The sequence below is a fragment of the Paenibacillus taiwanensis DSM 18679 genome (assembly GCF_000425125.1).
GTDB lineage: Bacteria > Bacillota > Bacilli > Paenibacillales > Paenibacillaceae > Paenibacillus_B > Paenibacillus_B taiwanensis.
Genome location: NZ_KE384307.1, coordinates 777,398 through 800,548, shown reverse-complemented (window position 1 = coordinate 800,548; position 23,151 = coordinate 777,398). Strand labels below are relative to the sequence as shown.

The window sequence follows — 23,151 nt, the reverse complement described above, 5'->3', positions numbered from 1 at the left end:
TAGTTTACGTAACTGGTGGGTTCTGAGGGGCTCGAACCCTCGACCTGATGATTAAGAGTCAACTGCTCTACCAACTGAGCTAAGAACCCATATTAAAATCAAATAGTAATGGTGGAGCCTAGGGGGATCGAACCCCTGACCTCATCGCTGCCAGCGATGCGCTCTCCCAGCTGAGCTAAGGCCCCGTGTAATTTATGTTACGTTAGACGATAAATCATCCTACTAAATCCACGTGTACCAAGGTCTTCCGCGATATGTGTACGAGCACCGTCTCGTTGACCGCTTTAGTATTATACCACACGGCTGCGCATATCTGCAAGAGCGCATTTCTGTTATCTGCGATTAGTATATTCTAGTCACGCTGAGAGACTACGAGTGTGCATCGTATGTTAAACGCTCCGTCCTCAACTCATCGTTATTCAACCCTCACAATCGTCCCCTACGTCGATCCCACCGACTGTGTACACTAGTGCGACGACCAATAAAGTACGTAGTCCTAAATCATTTGAAGGATATCCCATTGTTGCAATGGCGCAAGTCATCGTCGAAGTATGGCAAGAGGATAGCGCAGGAGTGTATTGCTTTTGTGATGCGGGGATCGTCGAGAAGTATTCGTCACGGTCCGTTAAAATACGGAATGAATCCGGAGAATCAATGTATTATGACCGCGAATTAACGATGTTCAAAACAAGAAAAGCGCCCACCGACGGATAGTCTCCGAAAGTGGGCGTTTTACCAGATATTTAAAATTGTTACAATGAAGAAACCGCACCATGTGCCTCAAATTTATTTATTAGTGAGTGCTCAAAGACTGAAATTTCAATCCCATCGAGTGAATCATCCCATTTTTTCGCTCTTGTCAAAATATTTTTAATCTCATTATAGTGAGTGTCAGTTAATAGAGCGTACGAGCAAGTTGTGCTGTAAACTTTATCTGGTAGACAGGAATTGAGTAAATTTCTTAATCTATTAATAATTTTACGTATCTCCATACCTGACGCCTCTTCTAGTTCCCCTAACTTCAACAAGTCTGAATGTATTTTTTCAATGATCACTAAAACCTGATTGCCTATCTGAACTCTAGGGGCGATTAGTTGGTCAAATTCATTAAGACATAATAAATCAATCGTATCTTTTCCCAGTCTATCTTTTCCAATGTATCTATAATTACTCATGTGTAAATGTTTTTTTGGATCATCTATTGTTGGATTAATGATCGGTTCTTTTTTTGTATCGTGGCCACCTTTATTTACATTACATCTCTTACAAATTGGGAGTAGATTATTCCAATCCACCACTTCTAATGGATATTCATGTTTAGGATAAAAGTGTTCAACCTCCATATACTTACTTTCTTCATTAAGCTTACATTCACAGAAAATGCACTTTCCATTGCTCATTTTAAATAGTGCAACTTTAATATATTCTTTGTTCCAAACGTTCTTTCCGGTTGTTTCATACTCTTGTGTCAGATTCAATTTTACTTCTTCAGTTAGTTTAATCGGACATGGGGTTCGTTGTATTTTTATCATATTATTCACCAAGTGTCCCGAGTTGTAACTCATAGATTTTCCTCATTGGGCTTCTGTGATGTAACATTTTTAATAACACCTCATACGTTTCTCTAGCTTGTAAAATATTCCCTTTCTCTAAAGCTTCTTCAAAATGTTTTTTTGTTTCAAGGTATTTATTTGATCTTGTCTCTTTCATACCCATAATATCCTCTAAAATTTCCTCTATTGTCCATCCTTTAAACCCATATTCAGATTTTTGCAAATCTAACTTAGTTACATTACAAGACTCGTCCAACGTAAGCGCGATTATTTCATCTGCTTCTGCTTCTTGTATCATGTGTGGGCTGTGTGTCGTTGCAATTATTTGAGCACTTTTAAAGGTATCTTTTATTACTTGGACTAAAACTCCTTGCCATCTTGGATGTAAGTGAGCATCTACTTCATCTATTACAATGATACCCTCAAAATCCGTTACTTTAATATTAGGTTCCTTAAAATTAAACTCTATTTGTTTAATTATTCCCAACAAGATAAATAGAGCTGATTTAAATCCAGAGGAAAGATACTCAAGGTAAACATTCCCCCGCGATGTTTCTAACATAATATCCAGAGAGTCGTGAGCCAAATGAGAATACTTTACGTCTTCATCCAACAAATTAAATATTCCCTTAGCGATAGCTAAATTAAAAATCTCGGCTTCCGAGAAATGTCCTTCGTGAATTAGTGAAATTCTGTTCATGAACCATGTTTTTATGGAATCTTGAGTTAATCCTCCAATAAGCTGATAAGAATATGACTGTTCATTTAGAATATCATCACCTGTTATTGATATCTTTTTGTAATCAATGGCCCTTTTTTCCTTTATATAGATTACGCTTTTACAGTCCATCACAAAATTGTATGGTAAATGTTCATTCTCAAGTGGGCTGAACTTCTTAACATTTGGCTTTAATATTTTTCCATCAAGAGAGATCTCCCACTCACCATACTCAGATTTAGAATTTCTCTTTACATTTCCTGAAAGGTTATGTGAAAAAGAATTCACAATACACTCTAAAACCGTGGTTTTTCCTACACCATTCATTCCACAAATAAGATTTAAGCCAGGATTAAAAGACAACTGTAGATTACGAATTCCACCTATGTTTGTAATATTCAACCAATCAATTTTCATAAAATCACACTCCATGAATTCTATGTCTATTGAGATCGTATCATAAACCAATCTGATTGGAAATATCTAGTCATAAGGTTTCGTACTCATTAATCAGTGCTTTTTTATTTACTGTCCAACATTTTTCTAACCATTCTTTAGTATCACGTTTAGTAATAGGTCCTAATAAAATTACATCTTCTCTATGATGTACTGAAAAAAGCACAACCAGTTCCTTCGTTATTTTATTTCTAACAATAACATTTGGTAAGGAACCTGGAATTAATAACTCAATAATATCATTGCACAACGTTCTCACCTCTAATTCTGAGTTTTATCTAATTTTACTAATCAGCTTTAGTTTCTATTACATATAAATCAATCCCCGTTACGTTTGCCATCGACATATGCCTCCGCAAGCACGTACGCAATGTTTTATCTTGTCGGACACTCACATTTTGAAATTTAACCATCGAGTTTAATTTTGCTACGCGTTTTTAGTGGTGAGCTGTTGAGTGGGACCGAAGGAGTGGCCTTGGGGACTTCAAACTTCACCGCATTAACGCGTAGACTCTTACACAAAAGTCTACTTTTATGAAGATATCTAATCGGGCACCTATCGCCCGTAACCCGCATCACTGCGCGATTTTCGCAATTAACGAACCTTGAACGAGTATTGATATACACGGCGATATCCGAATATACATCGTTTATTCATCGATTATACACAAAATCGAGGGCCTATCCGTATAATAGACCCCCGAGATTTCACGTACGCGTCCGGCAGGAGCTACCAGCAGATAAATTGACGTTATTTAACCGTTAGACAGCTCGTTTGTGTCCGAATTTGTCCAACCAATTATTACGATTTCGCACCGTTTACTAGGTCGTTAAGCGCGTCGATATCACTGCGAATCTCTTCGTCAGTCTTACGTCTTGACTCGGTAGCCTCGCGTTTATCTTCGACAACTGAACGATCAGTTAACAGTCCCCATCTACGCATGTATAGTTCGAGCGCCTTAACGCTTGGTATACCGTTAGCTCCTCCACGAATGGACTTCATGATAGCAACGTTAACCTCACTCCGCATTGATTCGAGTTGCTTATCCGCGAGGTAGTTAATGTAATCAACGAATGCCTCCATCGCCTTCCACTCGTAAAGAGTTGAGCGGGCAATTCCGAGATCATCCGCTATATCTTGTTGCGGTCGCTTCTTACCATCCTCGGTTAGTAGTTCCGCCCACTCGTTATCTACGGTTAGTTGCGCTGCTCTACGTTGTTGTGGCGTTAGTTGTGCTTCTAATGCTTTACGATGTCTACTCATCTGCTTCCCCCATCTCTATATAATATGCCCATGCCGCGTCTATCTCCGATTGCTGCGCGGCTGGATCGGCTTCTAATCGCTCTATCTCTTTCGTAATTACTGCCCTCTGTTCATGCCCACTTACATCTGAACGGTGATCGTAATAATCAAACCCTGAGTCGTGATTCAGCAGCTCTATGCAGAAATGAAGCTGTCGCATGCTATCCGTAAGGTTCAGTCGATCAGCGGCTCCTTCTTCTATCGCGTTGTTAATGTCGTCCATTATACGAAGGACACCGAGTCCTCCCGTACCAACCAGTCCGCAGAACAGCCCTTTCGAGTGACACAGTAAACGGAAGTATTTGCGGTACTCATCGAGTTCCGCGGTGTTAATCGGAACGACAACTCCCTGCGCAATGATCGACGCATACTTAACCGCGATAGCTTTAAACGGCTGTATTCGCGATACCAACACAGATGATAGTGGTACTCCTAAAAACTTCTCGTTATCGGGTGGCTCCGGTGACTTACCGACACTTACCCGCCAGTCGCGAATCTCTTGCCGTAACCGCTCGCAGCTCTCCGATATACTTTCCGTTGGTTCACTTCCTGCGTGCATCCATGCCATTCAATCACCCCTGTTAAAAATAAAGACGCAACCACTCGGGAATGAGCGGTTGCGTCTCGTTGATTTCTTTCTATTCTCCTGCCTCCGCCAACATCCGTCCTACCTCGATATCCAACTCGCGAAGTATCTCGTGTTTCATACTCGGCAGCATATTGCAAACCACCGTAATCAATTCGTTCAACTCTGCGGCTGGCTTCGACATGTCCAGCGTACACTCGATTAATGGCTTTGTTTTCATATAACGCATCCGCCTTTCGTCTCTTAAAAACGAAAAGAAGCCCACGATTTGATCTCGCAAGCTTCCGATTCGTATGTTATTATTTCGCGGTCAATTCGGATTTTTGACGCTCTAAGTCCGCGAGTTCCTTGCCTACCCTCTCAATTGCACCTTTAGATTTTTCTATTTCTGCTAAACCGCGCTTATAATCCTCGCTGTCCTCGTACTTAATTCCCGTGCTTTCGAACAGCTTTTCTTTTTCATAGTGAGCTTTGTATTTACCAAGCATTTCATTAGCGGTCGCAATTGTTGCATTATTTCCATCTATTTCACGCTTTGCTTGATCAATTCTTTGATTAAGAGAGTTAAGTTGACCAGTTGTTTCAGGTATTATCATTTCTTTTTTACTATCCACCTTAACGACGCCTCCCTCGTATTTTACTGTTGAACCGGTCATTTCTCCGACCGTCCTTACTGGTGCATATGTAACCCCGTCTATGATAACCGCTTCGGTTTTTGCCTTCTGACCGTTTACTACAACGGATACTGTTTTATCTACTTTCTTACCGATCAACGAGCCGCCCGTCGCATAAGCAACCGATCCAGCGACAAGAACTAACGAACATAACGAGATCGCAACTAATTTCTTCATATCAACGTCTCCCTCTATTAGTATTTATATAAAATATACCAGTTAAAGGAGACGCGATAAATAGAATAAGTTGCAATCCCGTGTCCTATTCAATACTAAACTACTTCGAATGTACCACCGCCAGCATTCTGATTCTGTGGATTACCGTGGTTGTGGGATTGAAGTGTAAGCTTATGAGTATGGCCTTTATCAGCTTTATTACCAAGCATGGCTCTTAGATCACTAATTTGCTGCTGTAATGCATTTATTTCAGATGCTGTCGCGATTCTATTATGTTCATCGAAACTGCCAACATAAGCACTTCTTGAACCTCCGTCCAATAAAATCCCATTTCGACCATACATATGCATCCGCTTTAATAAGTAATCGGAGTACACTGCGCCAGCACCGGTAAAGTCGACGCTCTTCGCGACCAACTCGTTTGTTCCACCGAGTATGATGTTGTTACCCACTCGGACATCCCGCGTCACATTAATGTCCGTTCCTGACGTAATGCTCCCGCCTATGATAGATGCACCCTCAATACGTGAACCTCGAATCGTCCCCGCGTTAATCTCCGACGCGTTCATAACGGAATCATCGATCTGTCCGGTTAACTTTATGCTTCGTGCAATGACGTTTCCTTTCATGTCCACGCGGAAGGGTGCCGAGTTGTACTCCGCGTGTCCTGCGCTGATTCCGTTTGTATTTATCTTTGTGATGTCATTATCCTTACCGATCTCCATAGTCACGAAACTACCGAGCTGGCCGATCACTGTTTCCGCCATAACTAGATGCTGCTCAATCTTCTTCCCCCCGACAAAGATATCATCCACCGGAACGTGTAGTCTTTTCATTGTTAGCTTCTCTTTAATTGGTGTGCGCATAATTTCGTTGATTCCCTCATTATCCATTTGGTAGACAGTTAAATGACCACCAATGCCTTCATAGGAAGTATGGTCGAAAGTTTGCTGATATGTATCGACTATATTCAACGTGCTTGTAAAGGTGGAAAATGCCTTTTGGTTCGCTTCATTGCATCGGATACCACCAGTCCAGACCGCGAAGTCCATCACATCGTTTAGGACGCGCACTTTTAATTGGTAACCATCTTCCGCCGCGATGCTATAAACAACGGTACGTCCATCCTCGATTCTCCCTATCATGATTCCAAGATGAAACTTGTCGTCACTGTTTTGATCAGGGTGTTGAATTAGATAATCCCGTAAACTGTCAGTAGCCAACTTTTGAAGAATATCTAATGATCTCACGGGAAGCTCCATAAATTCCTGCATAACTTTATAAGCCAGTCTCATCGTTCCAGAACAAAAGATGACCATATCATCAACAATAAATAGCTTCTGACCTAACTCGTGCAGTCTGTAGATATTCCCGTCCACAGTACCTGATATCGCACTATCGGCACCGATCCAGAGTCGATCATAAGTTTGAATCACAACAACACTACTCATTTACCCAACTCCCCAAAATGAAATAAGCGCCCCTTTCGGAGCGCATGTATTATTCGATTAGGCCAAACCCTTGATTCGAGCGTGCGCTTTCTCTTGTCGGAATTCAAGCGTATACTCTCCTACAAGAATACCTTCCGTCTTGTCGCCTTTTATGCCGAGGTGTTTGTGATGGAACTCGCGTCCGGTCAGCGGTCGAATAAACGCACGGTTCGCATCGATGAATAGTAACTCGTCTGACCTCAAGTTATCGTTCATGATAATCGGGAATGTACCGAAGTCATTTACGATGTGGTCTACTACATGACCGCGCTTTGTCTCGGATTGGACGATCCGAACATTGACGCTATTAAAACTACTCATTACTACTTTTTGCTTGGACGGTACGATAAGTGCGTAATGACCGCCACCAGAGAACCCACCTGTATTATAAATTTTCTGTGATATGCCATTGATCATGTCATAATGCACGCTTGCTCCCTGTGCATCCAGAACGTTTGTTTGAATGAAGTTTCGAATACCTCGCATCTGTCGGTGATTCCCATCATCGAAATGAAGCCCGCTGATAAGCGCCTTTTCTAATTGAAGCGCAAGCTCAAGCTGTTTTTTTGACTTCTCGTAGTCATATTCGTTTTGGATTCCATACTGCGCAATGGCCCCCGCTGTATCCGTCACTCTTACACTGTCATCAAAAATCTGCGTCATGTTCTGGACTTTGGTACGAGCCTTGTATCGTGAGTTACGGGCATCGGCACCTTCTTCTCCGCGTACGAATAAGAACTCAATCTCAGCGTCCTTCACAATTGGGGCAGCGGTCGTTCCGCCATAACCGCGCACAACAGTCAGTGTTTTTGACGCTTCATCAATGGTAGTAACGAGAAGATGCTCCTCGCCTACTTGTACAATTGAACCGTCGCGGAATGGTTCAGTTTCCGCCACTTTAATAGCGGTCGATGTTTTATCTGCTACCGCAGCAGAAACCTTCGATTTAGTCGCGAACATTTCATCCTCATACCATGTATGCGTAGTTGAAGTCACCGGGTTAGAAAACCCAAGCAGATTAATCATTGGTGTTTGATAAGGGTTCAATAAAAGAATCTCATCAACCACGCTTTCCTTTTTACCTACCAAGTCATTAGAAAAAATTGTTGTCATAGATTATTTCCCTCCAAAGGCTCTTTTTAGTTTTGCGTATGCTGCCATGTCACTCGGGTTGCCGCTTCGGGCACGCTCTGCTGCTTCCTTCAGTTGCGCCTCTTTTGGGTCTGTTCTACTTTGCGGGTCAACAGGACCTCCGATTGTACGCGGTTGAGCGCTTTTTTTGGTAAGCATAAGCACGTCAAACAATTCTGACAGTCCACTTACTTGTCCATCATCATCTAATGTAATAGCTGACAAGTTTATAATATCGAGCAGCTTTGCTGGCTCAGAAAAGCCTCTCTCTTTCGCAGCCGCAACAAATTCGTAATGTATTTTTTGAGTTCCCATCGTTTTCTTTGCTTCACTTAATGCAGCCTCCAACTCCCCGCGCTCCCGCGTCCAATCAGCTTGCAGGGCTTCAACAGATTCCTGGGTGTATGTTACTGGTTCTGTTTGTTCCATTGGCGTCTCTGTACTGGTTTGTTCCATGTCAATCCTCCCTCACCATTTGTGTTTAAAGTGCTTAATAGGGTTATAACCTGCGACTTTTAGAAACAGTTTGATCGCAGGACTTAATTCTTGCTTGATGTTTCGTAGCATATAAATCACCTCCTTTACGTAACAGCGAAGGAATGACATATCGCCGCGTATAACGCAAATCAATGTCTCGCCCAAAGGTAAAGACTCGTGTTTCACCGTTATCGAGCGTGACCTTCGCGATTATATGTTTTCTAACAGGATCGTTCCGGTCAGGAACCTTGAACACGACGTGCATTCTACCGCCTCCCTCGATTCGCAATGTAATCCATTAGGACGCGTTTTTATGTAGACCAAGGTATTTCATCCTTGTTAGTAGTAAGTCGCCTATTTCCCCGCTAAAATTAGCTGTACGCGCCTAATTATCGTTCTAACGTATTACATTTTCTTGTGTAATCTCGTTGTCCTAACGGCTTCGCGGATCTGTTTCCGCCGTACATCGCTTCTACACGCGATACAATAATTCTGACGATTGGATTTGCGGACAAATAGGCGTTTGCACTTCGAACAACTATCCGATTGAGCCGACTGACCACCGCCCCAATAACGCGATTCCAACAACGGCTCCGTAGGAAGTACGCTCGTTTCAAAATACCGACATCGAACGTCCTCGGGAATACTGCCCCCGCGAAAGAATCGACATGTTAATTTACCGTCTATTTCGATTAGGCAACGATCCAAACCAGCAAAGTTCGCGCACTGCCCACGCGCTAGTCTCTGTATTTGCTTTTGCAGACTTATAAAATTGACACCCCTTCGTTAAGTTCCATTTGTAACGTTGAGATGCGCGCGAGAACATCTTTCGTCAACGGGAATGAATCGAGAACTTTGAACCGGATGTCATACGTCAGGTTCCGATGGCCTTTTTCTATCTTTGATACCAACGAAACCGAACACCCTAGTAAGTCCGCGTATTCCTGTTGAGTTAGCCCGTACATAACCCGAATGGTTCGGAAAGTTTCCGGACTCATACGCATGGTGACACCTCCTCCTGTGCTGATTTTTAGACATATGGACAAACAAAAAAAGGCATCTTGTATGAACAAGACACCTTCGAGAAATAAGAACGCCGCGCGCCCGAGTTCTTATCTCATACATAGGAATTTGTCGCCAGCTAACTAGTACTCTACCTTTCTAATTACCTTCTTACTTCCGCCCAATCGATTTTTACGATCTCTATCTGAGGATATGCGTTGAAGCTTGTCAGAATCAAACGCCCTTTCATAACTACCTGTCCGACTTAACATTGCTTTTTCTGAAATCCAGAAAGGATAATCATGCCAGTAGTAGTATTGTGGTGGCTTTTTTGGCCTAATCTCAACTTTAGCTCTCTGGACTCGCCTTTGACTTGTCTTGACAGGTGTCTTACATGAGGGGCCGCACACTTTGGTGTTCTTAGGTCTAGTTTTATCGCGAAATAAATACCCGCAGTACGCACACTTCTTAACTTGCGGATCGTCTGGTTGTGAACTAAGCAATTCTCGTATTACTTTTCGCGCATGTTCCTGAGATAATCCGGCAATCTGCTCCTTAACATACTCAACTGCGCCTTCGCCTGGTTCTCTCATCGACGCCCTCCTATATCTCGTATTTACTCCACGCCAGTAGTAGTGAACGCATACGGCTCGACGGTAGGTATAGCTTTATAGGCTCGCCCCTACGAATTCGTGAACGCCACACCCATTGAAGTAAGTCAGACACCGCGAGAGCGTTTTGATTTACGGTTACTCCGTTTTCTTCGAAGAATGCTCGCTCCTGAGGATTCATGTACCGGTTGTATAGGTAAGCTAACGCCCATCTATCGGCGTAGTCGTTCGTTGCTCGTGCATTACACGCTAAGAAGCTATTTGCGAACCCTCGACCTTGTAGCGAGTGTTGATAATCCTTTAAGGTAGTCCAGATAATTTCATTGGCTTTGGCTTTACAGTGATTACGTAGGAACGTATATAAGTTTCGGTTGAGTTGAGTAATAACGCCCCCGCTTGCCTTACCCAGCCAACTCGTACTTAACGCGGTACTCGATTTCGCGACATCATTCAACTTACCCTCGTGTAATTCGATCAATTGAAGGAGGTCACTTCGATTCTCTTTCGCGGTATCGTATTCGCATAGCTCATAATTTCCTGCCGCATCTTTTGTTACGGATTTGTATTCGTACTCAATCCCGTATAAATCGAAGTAGTATCGTTGTAGCTGCCCTTCGAACATATATGTCATGGTGTACACTTCATCGAACGTTGAGAAAATCCGTGGAGGAAACGTCCATACCATGAACGTATCGCGATAAACGAATAAATTGCCCGCCTGTGCTAGTTCCTTGATATCCCTGAACCGTAAGCTTGAATACTCATCGAATATCCAAACAACGCGATTTCCTTCAATTTGTATGTACTCGGAACTAACAAGCGCCTCGATGTCGTGTTTCTTAATGTTCACGCGTTCGATAACGTCCATTGTTTCGTCCAGAATTAGCGTATACTTAGCTTCGGTTAGTAACTCGATAAGTTCGTCGTCAGCAGTCCGGAATAAACTATGTGATGCACATATGTCCGCACCACTTCGAACGAGCTGCTTCAAATCATACATCTTCCGTCCCTCTGCGTTATCATTATCGGGCTGGACGAACTTGCGGCTCGACACCGAATCAATTACGCGGGCTATCTCGTCAAGGAACGGCGTAATGAAAATGAATCTCTTCTCCGCGGGGGAATCGTTGATATGCTGTATCGCCCATGAGGTTTTACCCGAACCCATAATAGAATCAATGACCGTCATTTTCTCCATCTGAGAACCTCCGTTTGTTTGAAGTTAGCTTGGACAACGCTACGTTTATTACCGATAGAATCCGCATACTTTTCTTTTAAGGACGAACGCCGAAAACCCGCACCACTACGCGGTTTTTTTCGAATTCTAGCACGCATGATGTGCTAAATTACGCCCTATCAACGGCAGTGATAACGAACAGCTATTAGCTGAACGCGACCACATCGAATGATAGAACGATGGGTGTGACGTCGAAGAAGACCACTTCTCCGTCCCGCGCCGGTGCGCTTCGCTTACCTACGCGGGCAAGAGTATTCCACATGCCATTCTTCGCGAAGGAATTACATCCACGAGGAAATCTATTAATAGTACATTGGTGGCGAGCGTCGATAGACGCGAAGGCTCGGCGAAGCCGATTACGCCTTTGACCTGGTATCCTCGATGAGCTTATCAGCTCTACGAGATACGCCGTTAATACGTAACCATCCGCAAAATACGGACATTCCCCTATTAGAAAGTGTCCGCTTTTTCGCGTAATCTTTCCGACGACTAACGTATAGGTACGGCTCTTTTAGCTCGCGGTGGAACTCTATATTAATAGTACCAACGAGAAATACCGAGTTGGGCGTCTAATCACGAAGCAATCGCCCTGTGATACTCTTTGATATCCTCGTCACCTGTATCGAGGTTGTCCGGGTGATAGGTCTGCTCTTACAATCGGATTATAATTAGAATTAAGCTTCATTTTCACGTTAGTAATAGCCATAATAAAACACCCTCTCATGAAGAATTATTTTGAACAGCCTATTGACGGAATGATTAAAACCCCTTATAATAAACACTGTGAGATGGTTAATATAATAGGTTAACCCTATCCGAAAATTGAGCTCCCAAATTTCATTCTATCATGTCGATTTTAGAGAATCAATAGGTTTTCTAAATTTATTTTTGCCTTTACACCGAACGTGTATTCGCATATAATTGGAAATAGTCGGAAGGTCGCTTATACCCTCCGACCAAAGTATCCGAGTACGATCGGCAGTTGCCGCTACCAATCGCGAGCAATCGAACGTTTGCCGCCGATGATTGCGAATCTATGTGAATCGGTCGATTCCGTTCGGGCGTTGCCGCGCCCACGACCGAGTGATTTTCGAAGTTATTGCCGCCGGAACGTTGGCGCGAACCGACGGCGTGGTTCTTCTTGCGTTTGACATGTCAACATGTCATTCAATAAAACGGAGGACGTCCTCCGATTTGAGTACGAGTCTCCTTCACCTTGCATGAGACCTTTGACTCTTACATCGACCCATTATTAAGCAATAGACGCTACTCGACCCCGAAGCCCTAGACTTAGGGCATCGAAACTATCCGCACGGCGATCCGTCTCCGATTGGCGTGCGAAGCACTGCCTAAGTTGAACTTAGGGCGTCGGTTACAGTACGGACTTCTTGCCAGCATTGGCAAAAGGTATTACGAACTCCCCTCCCCGTAGTGCGTTGGCGCGCACGAAAGGTTCATCGGGGAACCCTGTGCAAAATTTTGCACAGGGTCTAACTCACTGCTTCGACGAACTCGAAGTTATAATCGATAGACCAGTCGTGATGGTAACGAATGAAATCGTAAAATGATAAGTTCTTCATGAAGTCGAGTACACGCGATATAAGCGCTTGTGTATCGGCTTCTTTTCGTTTTAGCTCACCGAGCCATAATCCGGCTTTCGTGCTGACGTAAACGTTCGTACCTTCCTTCTCACACACATGGTACATCCACATGACATCATCATCTATAGCGACAAGATAATCCTCAGTGACGAGAAATCCGTTTAGATGAACAATTTGATATCCGAGATCCAGTTCAATGATTGCGCGTTTCATGCAATGCTCACCTGCTCTATGAAGAATCCGAGTTTGACCATTTGCGCGTAATTGATTTCGACGCACCCCGCAATGGAACGCTCATGCACTTCTGGAACAATACGGTGGAATGCGCGTGGCAAGATGATTACTGTCGTTAACCTGGGGCGGTCATACGGCGACACCGCAAGATTGGCGTATGTAACTTCGAAATTTCCTGTTCGATGGCTGAGACAGTAACCGATTTCGAATGTCCGGCTGCACCTCGTTCGCGTAGACGTTGGAACAGATGTCGGCGTATGCTTACGGTCGAGTCTTCGCGTTCTTGTCACATACCGAAATGATCGTCGGATATCGTTGCGCAGGAAACGGATTGAAGTCATGCTCGGTTCTTCCCATAGAAGTACGAGAGATGCGTTGATGCGAGATAAGTGCCATTCCGCCTCTTCACGAACAACTTTATTCATTTTGGCTATAGTCGTAAGAATCGTGCGTGCTCGTTGGGCTTGCGTGAGTAAGCGGGTGAAGCGTTGATTCAATGCGATAGTCGTCATATCGATAATCCCTCCGTAAAATGTAGTGTATTTACGTCTTTTATTAAATTAAATGTACAGTATTTACGTCATTATTGCAATGTTGCACATTTGCTCTTTTTAAAGCAAATTCAAGAATTAACCAGATAAAATCTAGAATTCACGCCATTTATCTCATTTTTACTTGTATTTACGTCATTTCAAGCATTGTTATCGCTTAGCATAGTGGGTATACTTATGAGAAATAGTCGGATATACAATACAAATTCGAGGTGTTAATAATGAAATTTGGTGCAAACATAAAAACCATTCGAAAGAAAAGAGGATTAACACAGTCAGAACTAGCGGAAGTGACCGATCTTTCACGATCATATATCGCTGATATCGAAAGAGATCGATATAGCCCCTCTATAGAAACTCTTCTCGCAATAGCCAATGCATTGAACGTGAAAATTTATCAGTTAATTGGCGAAGATGTTCATGTGAATCGTGACGACGAGGATTGGAGCATGGAGGAATTAGAAGAGATAGCACGCTTTAAAGAGTTTGTTAAGTCTAAGAGAGATCAACTTTAATATTAGAAGAAACCCATCGTAGAATCATCCTCATGTGGGCTCTTATAAAGGTGCTCTATAAGCGATATTACCGTGAAATTAGTCGTCTTACTCCGCGAAGGTATAAATTAATCTAGGACTGTTAATATGCGGTGATTTGACGATAATACGTACTTATTATACTTCTAGCATATATTTTAGGAGGGATTGTTTATGACTGATAATCTTTTAAGTTGGGGAGGACTAATCGTAGGCCTTTTCGGACTTTTACTTGCAATTTATCAATTTAATGAGAAAAAGAAACTCGAAAAATTCATTTGTGCGGAAAACTGGTTTAATTATGAAAGATCAAATACAACGAGTGGTACATTGCAAAAGGCTATCACGCTATATAAAGAAAGACACAATGATAATAGAGATTTTGATGTGTTTGAATCTTTAACTCAGGCAGATATATTTTGTCAGGAAACATACATGAGTTGCATTAGACAGATACAAATATCTGAGCCCAATTTCACTGAGAAATCAATAAAAAAGTGGACTGAAGAAGGAAAAATTACTGAAGAGAAAGCCAAGTTATTCAAAAAGTTTATTGTCGAAAATGACAAAAGATAAATTAAGACACTTGCGGATAAGAAATCAAAACTTCTTTACTTTCCCATTTTAGAGAACTATGAAATAGAAAAAGGACGTCACTGTGAATGACGTCCCTTGCTAGGAGATAATTTAATTATTCTTCTGAGCCGGCAGCCCCACGATCCGCCAAGATTTTGGGCTGCCTTTACTGTCCTGGTACGCTAATGACATAAAATCAGTGTTACAATAAACCCCAAAAACATCAGAATGAAAGTCCCAAACGCAAACATTAATGTAAATGACTCGTACACACCCAACACAATCGCCCCTAGCTATCTCCTAATTACGTAATTGTATTACGCAATCTTATTATGCAACATCTTCCGAATAAACCATGACTCCTATCTACAAGTTATCCACATGTTAAAACTTTCGTTTCACCACGTGAATCAACGGACTAAACCGCTTGTGTTGATCAATTATATTCTCTTCACTAAGCTGTACGTACTTCCACGTAGTCTTTATATCCATAGGTAGGCTTTATAATTGAAAATTGTTTAGTGGTGTATATTTATTGTGTTGTTCCGCAATTTCATTCGAGAACATTTCGACGTAAACTCGAACCATCTCGATGGATGAGTGTCCGAGTATCTTTTGCAATGAGAACACGTTTCCGCCACGAATTAAGTACATCTTCGCGAACGTATGGCGGAACGTATGTGGTGAAATGCGTACTCCTTTTATACTCGCGGCATTTGCGTAATCCAAAACAGAATCCTGAATGGTTCTTCTCTTTAATTGATCTCCTTCAATATTGACAAAAACATAATCGTGCTCTAAAGTACCTCTTCGTTCTAAGTAATTGTCCAAATATCTTGCCAATGTATCACTGAATGGAACAACTCTCTCCTTGTTGTACTTCCCTGATATAAAAATATTACGTTGATTCCACAGTATATCAGTGAGTTTTATCTCTAGAGCCTCATTTAATCTAACCCCCGTGTCAAGCAAAAGCAAAATAAATAAGAAATTTCTTTCTCCAACAAAGGATTCTTGATTAATCACACCAAATATTTCCATAATCATTTTTTCATCGAGTGTTCTGATTATCCTTTTAGTTTCTTGTAATCTTCCAAATTCTGTGACCGGATTATCACCAATAGCTTCTTTAAGCTGCAAATACCTAAGAAACGCTTCAATAGCACGTAAATATTTATTTATGGTAGGTGCTTTATTTCCCTTTTTCTTTCTTAATTCGATAAATTCCTGAATATCCTCTGTAATAATATCACCTGGCAAAGTGACATCAATTTCTTCTAAGAATTTCACAAATGCACCTAGTGTTTGTTTGTAATAATCCACCGTTTTTTTATCTAAGTTCTTAGTTCGTTTGTTTCTAAGAAATTTATCCACAGCCTGATAGATTGTTACGTTGCTCAAATCTTCCTTCTCCTCAACGTAGTATACTCTTCGCTTGCGATAATCATTAATGATAATCCCCTCCCTAATCTAAGATATTAACAGCATAATCAGAGATTCGAGAATTTAAACATCGCGGACACAAGGGGAAAGCCACGCCATCAATAAATAGACATACATAACGCATGCTACATCTCCACACCTATGTCTGCGGTCAATCCGAATGTGACGAGTACGCCGTTTGCGACTCGACTTATACGAGTTTATCGAATACTTTCGTCTCCTTTTAATATATATTTAAGTCGTTAACTCATAATTTAGGAGACATTAAAAAAATAACGCCGATCCACAAGGACCGACGTCTTTAAGTTAACGAAGTATTTTTCTTGGTTTACTACTAGATCCGACTATTGTATTAAGTGCTGAAAATTCTTCATGATTCTTTTTGACGGATTTATCGGACAGGTGGGTATAATGTGCAGTCATTCTTCCGTCTGCGTGTCCAAGAATTATTTGTAAGTGCCGTTCAGATCCGCCTTCCTCCAAAAACAACGTTGCTCCAGTGTGACGAAGCAGATGCGGCCAGATAGTCGCAGGATCAATATTTGCTTTTTCCGCGTACTTTTTAAGCCTCTGCCTGAAGTTGTTTGGGGTCAGTCGCTCGCCATAGTTACTAAGAAATACGTAATCACTGTCAAACTCTTGTGTTTCTCTTAGCAACTCCTGTAGCAGTTTCTGTGTTCGTTTAGTAATCGGCACAATTCGTGGCTTTCGACTCTTAGCGATTTCTTTTCGGATAGTGACCGCACCTGTCTTAAAGTCTACGTCCCCCTTCCGAAGAGTCAACGCTTCGTCTATTCGCAACATAGCATCAATTAGTAAATTCAGCACCACATAATCACGAAAATCACAATATTTCCGTTGGTTTGGAGATTCTAGTAATAGTTTCAAGGAATCAACCTCAAGAACGTTGATTTCCTATCCGAGATCCTCAACGCATTTTACTGGAGCTAATGGATCAGAATTAATTTTTCCTTCTTCAAACAAAAATTTAAACATCGTCTTCATATTCTTAATTCGTGTATTTATTGACTTGGGGAGTAATCCAACTGTTTTGACATGTTCGGGTACATTACACTTATTGCTGAACCTTTTTTTCTCATTACGAAGCCATATAATATACTCGCGACCTAGTTCCGTTGTTACGTTTCGAACATCACGCTCAAGTCCTCGCGTTTCTAAGTATTCGCAAAAATACTGATAGTTTTCTTGGTACGTCTTCAAGGTACTCTTCGCTCGTCCTACCGAAACTTTCGCTTGATAGTAATAGTCAAACAGATAGTCGAGTGAGTACTGTAATCGCATCGACGTTCGCACATTTTTAGTCGATTTTCCCTTACGTTTCTCGCTTATAGACACAAAAAAAACTCCCTTCCGTGTATTACGGATGCGAGTCGGGTTTATGTACATATCGGTAAGTTGGTAGTGTGCATATCTGCGATGAAATCCAACGTCAAAACCTACGTAACAACTAGCGAAAACAGCAAAATTTATGCGTTTTCCCTTTCGGAGCTGCCAGCGATGCGCTCTCCCAGCTGAGCTAAGGCCCCGTGTAATTTATGTTACGTTAGACGATAAATCATCCTACTAAATCCACGTGTACCAAGGTCTTCCCGTGCTGTAATTGTAAACTGTGTTACAATCGACTTAAATAGTATAGCATATATGAAAACAGCATTGCAACAATTGTTTTCATATTCTGCTTACCTACAAAACGATATCCACTCTTTTAACTCCAAGCTATCATACAGACCGTAGGTGCACACACTTGCGAAGACTCCTTCATGTTCTGGAGCCTACTAACTCTATCCTCATGAGCAGAGTATACGACACGCTTTCTACTAAAGCCCGATGCCACGCAAAGCTCCGCATCAATTTAATAGCTAGCTGTACCGCCACACATGCACCATATTGCGTCACCTGATTTTACTCTTAATGAGATCAGCGAGCTCTTGTATATCCCCATTCAGAAATTGATAAAATATATACGACTCATCCCTACAAGTAAACATAAGCCTCGCATAAAAAGGTATCCGATTCACGGTTACATAAGTAATATGTTCAAATGGATACTGATCGATTACCGTATACGTCTTCTTGGTGAGCGAGCTTCTCCCCAAGTATAGGAGTCTATCATTTGTTATGGCTAACATGCCAGGATGAACAGTCGTATGCGCTAACGTACAAGGAAAAAGCTTAATAAGAGATTCATTCGGCCGTAAATGCTCCTGGAACTGGGTTAGTGTTATGTCTGCTATCATATGAAACCACCCCGAAGTTAAAGTTTGTTTTCTAATTTTATATATATATTAACATACGTAAATACTTCAATTCTGTTTCACAATCATATGTCTGTAATAAAATACAAAAACCTTCCCTCCCACGATGGTGTGGAAAGGAAGGCTTTGGCTACAACTTGTAAAGATCAACACTATTCGCGACCACACACATTTTGCTGTAACATGTGTATACATCGGAGCAAGAACACAGCGTTTCATCGCCCATGCTAAGTCGAATACACGCGACATCACCAACGGGTCTTCAGCTTCTAGCTGATCACCCTATTGGCGGCGGGCTGCTGGACAAGAGCCCTGCTGCAAGAAATAACAAGAGCGCCAAAAACAGCTCTAATCGAATGCCACTGACGAGGCCGCTCCAACTGCTCTCCGCCAGCTCCTGATTTGAAGCTGCACTGGAAAGCTTCGGCATTAGCGCGTAACGATGATACGCGGCCAGAACTAGCACAAGCGTGAACAGCATCACTTTGGCGATCACCATCGTACCATAAGTGCTGTGCAGCAGCCCTTGCCAGCTGGCAATCTTATTGAGCGCCAACGCAACACCTGAGATGCCCGCAGCCACCATCATCGGCAGGGCCAATCTCGCGAAACGCAGCAGCATCCCATTCCAACGCTGCAAGAAGGCGCCACGCTCTGTGTCCGCCGGCTTTATGCTGACGAGCAGCAAACCAATAAGACCTCCACACCACACAGCGGTTACTATAATGTGCAGCACATGCATCCACACCATCAATGATAATCCGCTTTCTGGCGAGTAAGCATGTCCAGTAAGTGGGAACGTTAAGGCTAGAGCAATGTAAACCACAAGGCGTACAGCTCGCCATGCTCCCTGCTCCAACTTTAATGCCATCGAGATAGCAATGAGCAGTGCCAAGCCGATGCGTGCTAGTGTCATCCATCCGAGCATCGTCGTACTGAGCAAATGTCCCATCGCTTCTGCTGTACCGATCCCGCTTAGTTGTCTGCCGATGTCATACAATCTTAACGCTCCGCTAATCGCCAGTACAGCAGCTACCAAAGTATACAGCCATGAGCTAAACCAACGATCCGCTGCATATACACGAGTTTCAACAGGAATGAATATCCAATCCCTGAACAAAAACAGAGCACCTAGCAGCACGATTGCAAGGATGTCTACGATCCGCAGAAATGCGGTCCCTCCCTTGAAACCTGCCCCACTTCCAGTTGCATTATTGTGCTGATGGGCGGTCTCATCGTGCACATGCTCAAGTGGTTCCTTTGTTGTAGCTTGATCGCCTAAACCAGTAGCTTGATTGGCAGCAGCCTCCTTGCCATCACCTTTGGATGCAGAAGAGTTTGAAGTTAAAGCATCCGACGTCGATATTGTTCCGGAGCTCTCCTCTGAAGCTGGAGAACGATCACCATTACCATCAGGCTTAGCAGTCATCTCTTTCGACGCTTCATTTGAATCAAGCTGAGCAGACGAGTCCTGACTTGAAGTGGACTTCGATTGCTCCGCTGAATCCCCTGTTTCAGAACCTGCCTCTACATTACCTGCGGGCTTCGAGCCGCTGCCAGTCAAACCCTCTTTGGTGTTGTCCGAGGGTTCTGCTTTCTTGTTATCTATATTGTTCGCAGCCTTAGTGCTATTGCTTCCCTGCTCCGCAGTTGTTGCAGCTGGTTTAGACTGTACCGGCTTCCCACCTGTCGCCTCCGAGCTTGAACTAGATGGCTTTTGCTCCTTGCCAGCCCCATTAGGCGTAGTTGGTTTATTTGTTCCTGAGCCAGGCTTTTGTTCTGGCTTCTTCATAGGCTCTTTAGGCTTATCTGGCTTTGAGTTGCCTGAGGCTCCAGACCCTGCCGCCGGTTCGTCATCCAACGAAACCGTTTCAGATGGCCCTGTCTTTTTCAGCTTCACGCCAACCGCAAACCGAAATGAGTCTTCCGTCACATGCGTATCTACGGATAACGACTGCCATTTGACCGTGTAGACACCATCCGCCAACTTAAAACCTGTCAGCATAAGCGTGCGATCCCCCGCTGCGCTTTGCTTGGCAGACACCACATTCCCTTTCTCATCCACAATCGAGACGCTGCTGAGCTTCGTATCGATATCTTCTGTAAAGGTTACATGAAGATGATCAGGCGCGGTAGTAAGCTCCTCTTCCTGCTTCGGATAAGAATTAGCGACATAAGCATGTGCTTGTGCCGCTGGGATTGGAAGCAAGCAAACGATCATCATACAAATGATGATCGCTGCCACTCCTTTATTTAGCCATTTTCGCATATAGCTGCCTTACTTCGTATAAACGTGGATTGCTGCACGTGTTCCGCCTACCGCAGGGAAGAACTCAAGCACAGCACCCGTCTTGTCCACAGCAGCCCGCAAAGATACTTCGCCTTTAGCATCATAAGCGCCCACTTGTGCTTGGATAATCGCAGCGTCAACCATCGTTGTCCCATTTTTAACCGTTACAGCTTTATCATCAAGCACTTTACCGTTTACATATACGGCAGGCTTTGGATTTACTTTTTCCGCAGCAACTTTAAAAGTGCCATTTTGAACCGTATATGTCATCGTAGCTTCATAATTAACGCTGCTGTATTGTCCTTCTTCCTTCTCTTGGGTAGCAGGCTTCGCACGAAGCAGATAAGCATCTGCTGGACCTGTTTTAAAGGTAACAATACCGTTTGCATCTGTCTTTAGCGCTTGTGCTTCCGAATTACTGCGGCGAATCAAGGATACGTCCGTGTCCGCCAACGGTTTGCCCTTCAAAAGCAATTGTACTTTAACTTGCTGATCCGGTGTAATGGCAGCCGGATTAAATTGCGGAACAAACTCCGCGCGATCCGTTGTTACTTGCTTATTAAACCCCTTTAACTGCGCAACACGTTGTAAAGTAGGCAGATCACTAATCGCTACAAATGATTTCGCACTGCGCAACGTACGGGAAGCCACTTCGCCGTTCTTAAATATACTGTCTCCCTCAGCCGAAATAATATAAGCACCTGGGGTAGCACTCTTCAACGAAGCAATGTAACCGTTATTCATACCAGGATTTTCTGTATCCGTAATTTCACCTGTGTAATACAAAGTGGAAGTAATATCAACTTTTTTGCCTGCTGGTGTCGTTGCAAACACTTTAGTCGTATCGGTACTCCATTTTCCTTCAATCCGATAGCTTGCATGATGGTTTGAATGATTGCCGAGCTGTAGATCCACATAAGCCACTTCGCCAGCACCTACGATTGGCGCATGAGTCTGTGACCAACCGTCATGTGCCATTGCCGGAATTGCCATTGTAGCTGCAACGACAGAAGCAATCAAAATGGAAAGTAGTTTTTTACGCATGTTTTGTTTCCTCCCTAGAATTTTTCATATTTAGATATGGCGAATATTGTCGAGTATATTTATTGTAAATGTGATATTTATCATTGAAATGACTAACAAGAGTCATTAATCGTGAACATTTTGTGAACAACACAAAAAAACGTCAGAACAAAAGCTCCGACGTCTGCTGCATTAAAAATTGTGGGGTGACAAGCCTTGCCTCCTAAAAGGAGAAAGCGGCAAAGAATGGCTATTATATAGCCCTCTCTTGCCGCTATTACGTTTATCAGTTTGTAGCTGATGTTCTAACGTTTAATCAAAAGGCAGATTAGATATTCCATCGAGTCGCCTGACAGCCACATAATTAACTGTTGTTCGAAATATCACTCAGATTATCCTTGGACAACAACGTATTAAGCTCTTTCATAAACATGTTAATGTCCTTAAATTGACGGTAGACAGAGGCAAAACGAACGTACGCCACCTCATCCACTGGGTACAATTGTTCCATAACCAATTCACCGATATCACGACTTTCAACTTCTGCATGAGCTGTTGTACGAAGCTGTTTTTCCACTTCCGATACGATTGTCTCTAATCGCTCCACCGATACAGGACGCTTCTCGCAAGCGCGAATCAGTCCCCGCAGCAACTTCTCGCGACTAAACTCCTCACGGCTTCCATCTTTCTTTATGACGATCAGCGGTGTTTCTTCAACCATCTCAAAGGTTGTAAAACGACGGCTGCACAATTCACACTCACGCCTGCGACGGATCGATTTGTTGTCATTGGCTGGCCTCGAATCCAGCACCTTAGTTCCAAAGTGATCACAATAAGGGCATTTCATCGGCATTCCCCCCTCTTCTTTATCTTTTTCAAAAAAATCCCAATGGTTATGTGTAATGATATTCGCAACTTTGCGCACAATACAATTACCAACCGCAAGGAGGTGAACAAACATGAGCCAAAGCAACCGTTCCAGCAACAACTTAGTAGTGCCACAAGCAACTGGTGCACTCGAGCAAATGAAATTCGAAATCGCACAAGAACTCGGTATTGCGATCCCGCAAGACGGGTACTACGGTAACATGGCGACTCGTGACACTGGTTCCATCGGTGGATACATCACGAAGCGTCTTGTCCAAATCGCAGAACAACAACTTGCAGGTCAATACAAATAATGATCCGTTGAGGCGTCGTATCGAGCAG

Annotated in this window: 29 protein-coding genes and 2 tRNA genes; 4 read left to right on the top strand and 27 right to left on the bottom strand. The window is 42.9% G+C overall.

All coding sequences use genetic code 11. The features are described from left to right. Positions 1–13 precede the first annotated feature (13 nt). Positions 14–89, bottom strand: a tRNA-Lys gene (locus H509_RS0117635). A gap of 20 nt (positions 90–109) precedes the next feature. After that, positions 110–185: transfer RNA gene (locus tag H509_RS0117630), tRNA-Ala, on the bottom strand. A gap of 274 nt (positions 186–459) precedes the next feature. Here H509_RS0117630 and H509_RS28030 point away from each other — a divergent pair. Beyond that, positions 460–714: a hypothetical protein gene (locus tag H509_RS28030; protein ID WP_245596134.1), complete on the top strand. Its 255-nt coding sequence runs from the start codon at positions 460–462 to the stop codon at positions 712–714. Positions 715–752: 38 nt separating this feature from the next. Here the strand turns inward: H509_RS28030 and H509_RS0117625 are convergent, their stop codons facing one another. From H509_RS0117625 to H509_RS0117550, 17 genes are all read right to left on the bottom strand, one after another. Further along, a complete protein-coding gene (locus H509_RS0117625) occupies positions 753–1,565 on the bottom strand; it encodes an HNH endonuclease family protein (RefSeq protein ID WP_157277785.1) in 813 nt (270 codons plus the stop codon). Further along, positions 1,534–2,688, bottom strand: coding sequence for an AAA family ATPase (locus H509_RS0117620; protein WP_028546248.1), 1,155 nt, complete (start codon positions 2,686–2,688; stop codon positions 1,534–1,536). The genes H509_RS0117625 and H509_RS0117620 overlap by 32 nt, the downstream gene beginning before the upstream one ends. Positions 2,689–2,758: 70 nt before the next feature. Further along, positions 2,759–2,977: a hypothetical protein gene (locus H509_RS0117615; RefSeq protein ID WP_028546247.1), complete on the bottom strand. Its 219-nt coding sequence runs from the start codon at positions 2,975–2,977 to the stop codon at positions 2,759–2,761. 552 nt (positions 2,978–3,529) lie between these two features. Beyond that, positions 3,530–3,991, bottom strand: a complete 462-nt coding sequence (locus H509_RS0117610; protein WP_028546246.1) for a phBC6A51 family helix-turn-helix protein — start codon at positions 3,989–3,991, stop codon at positions 3,530–3,532. Beyond that, entirely contained in the window at positions 3,984–4,598 is a 615-nt protein-coding gene (locus H509_RS0117605; RefSeq protein WP_028546245.1) for a hypothetical protein, read from the bottom strand. The genes H509_RS0117610 and H509_RS0117605 overlap by 8 nt, the downstream gene beginning before the upstream one ends. A 70-nt stretch (positions 4,599–4,668) precedes the next feature. Continuing rightward, on the bottom strand, positions 4,669–4,836 hold the full coding sequence (locus tag H509_RS27760) for a hypothetical protein (protein ID WP_169450941.1): 168 nt from the start codon (positions 4,834–4,836) through the stop codon (positions 4,669–4,671). A gap of 79 nt (positions 4,837–4,915) precedes the next feature. Beyond that, positions 4,916–5,467, bottom strand: coding sequence for a stalk domain-containing protein (locus H509_RS0117595; protein ID WP_028546244.1), 552 nt, complete (start codon positions 5,465–5,467; stop codon positions 4,916–4,918). 95 nt (positions 5,468–5,562) lie between these two features. Next, positions 5,563–6,918 (bottom strand): hypothetical protein, encoded by a 1,356-nt coding sequence (locus H509_RS0117590; protein WP_028546243.1) that lies wholly within the window; start codon positions 6,916–6,918, stop codon positions 5,563–5,565. A gap of 57 nt (positions 6,919–6,975) precedes the next feature. Beyond that, positions 6,976–8,070 carry an SU10 major capsid protein gene (locus tag H509_RS0117585; RefSeq protein WP_028546242.1) on the bottom strand — a complete coding sequence of 365 codons (1,095 nt, stop codon included), beginning with the start codon at positions 8,068–8,070 and terminating at the stop codon, positions 6,976–6,978. Positions 8,071–8,073: 3 nt separating this feature from the next. Then, positions 8,074–8,544 (bottom strand): hypothetical protein, encoded by a 471-nt coding sequence (locus tag H509_RS0117580; protein ID WP_028546241.1) that lies wholly within the window; start codon positions 8,542–8,544, stop codon positions 8,074–8,076. A gap of 410 nt (positions 8,545–8,954) precedes the next feature. Next, on the bottom strand, positions 8,955–9,182 hold the full coding sequence (locus tag H509_RS28455; protein ID WP_245596132.1) for a hypothetical protein: 228 nt from the start codon (positions 9,180–9,182) through the stop codon (positions 8,955–8,957). A 147-nt stretch (positions 9,183–9,329) separates the two neighbouring features. Next, positions 9,330–9,569 (bottom strand): helix-turn-helix domain-containing protein, encoded by a 240-nt coding sequence (locus H509_RS0117570; protein WP_051287307.1) that lies wholly within the window; start codon positions 9,567–9,569, stop codon positions 9,330–9,332. A gap of 141 nt (positions 9,570–9,710) precedes the next feature. Beyond that, positions 9,711–10,160 (bottom strand): hypothetical protein, encoded by a 450-nt coding sequence (locus tag H509_RS0117565; protein WP_028546239.1) that lies wholly within the window; start codon positions 10,158–10,160, stop codon positions 9,711–9,713. Positions 10,161–10,170: 10 nt separating this feature from the next. Continuing rightward, positions 10,171–11,376, bottom strand: a complete 1,206-nt coding sequence (locus H509_RS0117560) for a hypothetical protein (protein ID WP_028546238.1) — start codon at positions 11,374–11,376, stop codon at positions 10,171–10,173. A 933-nt stretch (positions 11,377–12,309) separates the two neighbouring features. Beyond that, positions 12,310–12,492: a hypothetical protein gene (locus tag H509_RS28025; protein ID WP_169450939.1), complete on the bottom strand. Its 183-nt coding sequence runs from the start codon at positions 12,490–12,492 to the stop codon at positions 12,310–12,312. Between the two features lie 413 nt (positions 12,493–12,905). Next, a complete protein-coding gene (locus tag H509_RS0117555; protein WP_028546237.1) occupies positions 12,906–13,229 on the bottom strand; it encodes a hypothetical protein in 324 nt (107 codons plus the stop codon). Then, positions 13,226–13,762 carry a hypothetical protein gene (locus H509_RS0117550; RefSeq protein WP_028546236.1) on the bottom strand — a complete coding sequence of 179 codons (537 nt, stop codon included), beginning with the start codon at positions 13,760–13,762 and terminating at the stop codon, positions 13,226–13,228. Before H509_RS0117550 ends, H509_RS0117555 begins: the two co-directional genes overlap by 4 nt. Before the next feature lie 260 nt (positions 13,763–14,022). Between H509_RS0117550 and H509_RS25765 the strand changes: the two genes are divergently transcribed. Together H509_RS25765 and H509_RS0117540 are read left to right on the top strand one after the other, a co-directional pair. Further along, positions 14,023–14,316 carry a helix-turn-helix domain-containing protein gene (locus H509_RS25765; protein ID WP_036698025.1) on the top strand — a complete coding sequence of 98 codons (294 nt, stop codon included), beginning with the start codon at positions 14,023–14,025 and terminating at the stop codon, positions 14,314–14,316. Between the two features lie 192 nt (positions 14,317–14,508). Further along, positions 14,509–14,910 (top strand): hypothetical protein, encoded by a 402-nt coding sequence (locus H509_RS0117540; RefSeq protein ID WP_028546235.1) that lies wholly within the window; start codon positions 14,509–14,511, stop codon positions 14,908–14,910. Between the two features lie 182 nt (positions 14,911–15,092). Here the strand turns inward: H509_RS0117540 and H509_RS28805 are convergent, their stop codons facing one another. The 8 genes from H509_RS28805 to nrdR all read right to left on the bottom strand — a co-directional run bounded on the left by H509_RS28805 (position 15,093) and on the right by nrdR (position 22,789). After that, on the bottom strand, positions 15,093–15,182 hold the full coding sequence (locus H509_RS28805) for a putative holin-like toxin (RefSeq protein WP_425414248.1): 90 nt from the start codon (positions 15,180–15,182) through the stop codon (positions 15,093–15,095). A 229-nt stretch (positions 15,183–15,411) separates the two neighbouring features. Next, on the bottom strand, positions 15,412–16,311 hold the full coding sequence (locus H509_RS0117535; RefSeq protein ID WP_028546234.1) for a tyrosine-type recombinase/integrase: 900 nt from the start codon (positions 16,309–16,311) through the stop codon (positions 15,412–15,414). 348 nt (positions 16,312–16,659) lie between these two features. After that, on the bottom strand, positions 16,660–17,265 hold the full coding sequence (locus tag H509_RS28450; protein WP_281169757.1) for a tyrosine-type recombinase/integrase: 606 nt from the start codon (positions 17,263–17,265) through the stop codon (positions 16,660–16,662). Between the two features lie 3 nt (positions 17,266–17,268). Further along, the gene (locus tag H509_RS28445; RefSeq protein WP_245596129.1) at positions 17,269–17,709 is read right to left on the bottom strand and encodes a phage integrase SAM-like domain-containing protein; all 441 of its coding nucleotides are present in this window, start codon (positions 17,707–17,709) and stop codon (positions 17,269–17,271) included. Between the two features lie 557 nt (positions 17,710–18,266). Continuing rightward, on the bottom strand, positions 18,267–18,611 hold the full coding sequence (locus tag H509_RS0117525) for a PH domain-containing protein (protein ID WP_028546233.1): 345 nt from the start codon (positions 18,609–18,611) through the stop codon (positions 18,267–18,269). 295 nt (positions 18,612–18,906) lie between these two features. After that, complete coding sequence (locus tag H509_RS0117520; protein WP_084159249.1) at positions 18,907–20,898, bottom strand: copper resistance protein CopC; 1,992 nt, start codon at positions 20,896–20,898, stop codon at positions 18,907–18,909. A 9-nt stretch (positions 20,899–20,907) separates the two neighbouring features. Further along, a complete protein-coding gene (locus tag H509_RS0117515) occupies positions 20,908–21,963 on the bottom strand; it encodes a DUF4198 domain-containing protein (RefSeq protein ID WP_028546231.1) in 1,056 nt (351 codons plus the stop codon). A 343-nt stretch (positions 21,964–22,306) separates the two neighbouring features. Further along, a complete protein-coding gene (gene nrdR / locus H509_RS0117510; protein WP_028546230.1) occupies positions 22,307–22,789 on the bottom strand; it encodes a transcriptional regulator NrdR in 483 nt (160 codons plus the stop codon). A gap of 112 nt (positions 22,790–22,901) precedes the next feature. On the opposite strand from nrdR, the gene H509_RS0117505 reads away from it, so the two are divergent. Then, positions 22,902–23,123 carry an alpha/beta-type small acid-soluble spore protein gene (locus H509_RS0117505; RefSeq protein ID WP_028546229.1) on the top strand — a complete coding sequence of 74 codons (222 nt, stop codon included), beginning with the start codon at positions 22,902–22,904 and terminating at the stop codon, positions 23,121–23,123. Positions 23,124–23,151: the final 28 nt, after the last annotated feature.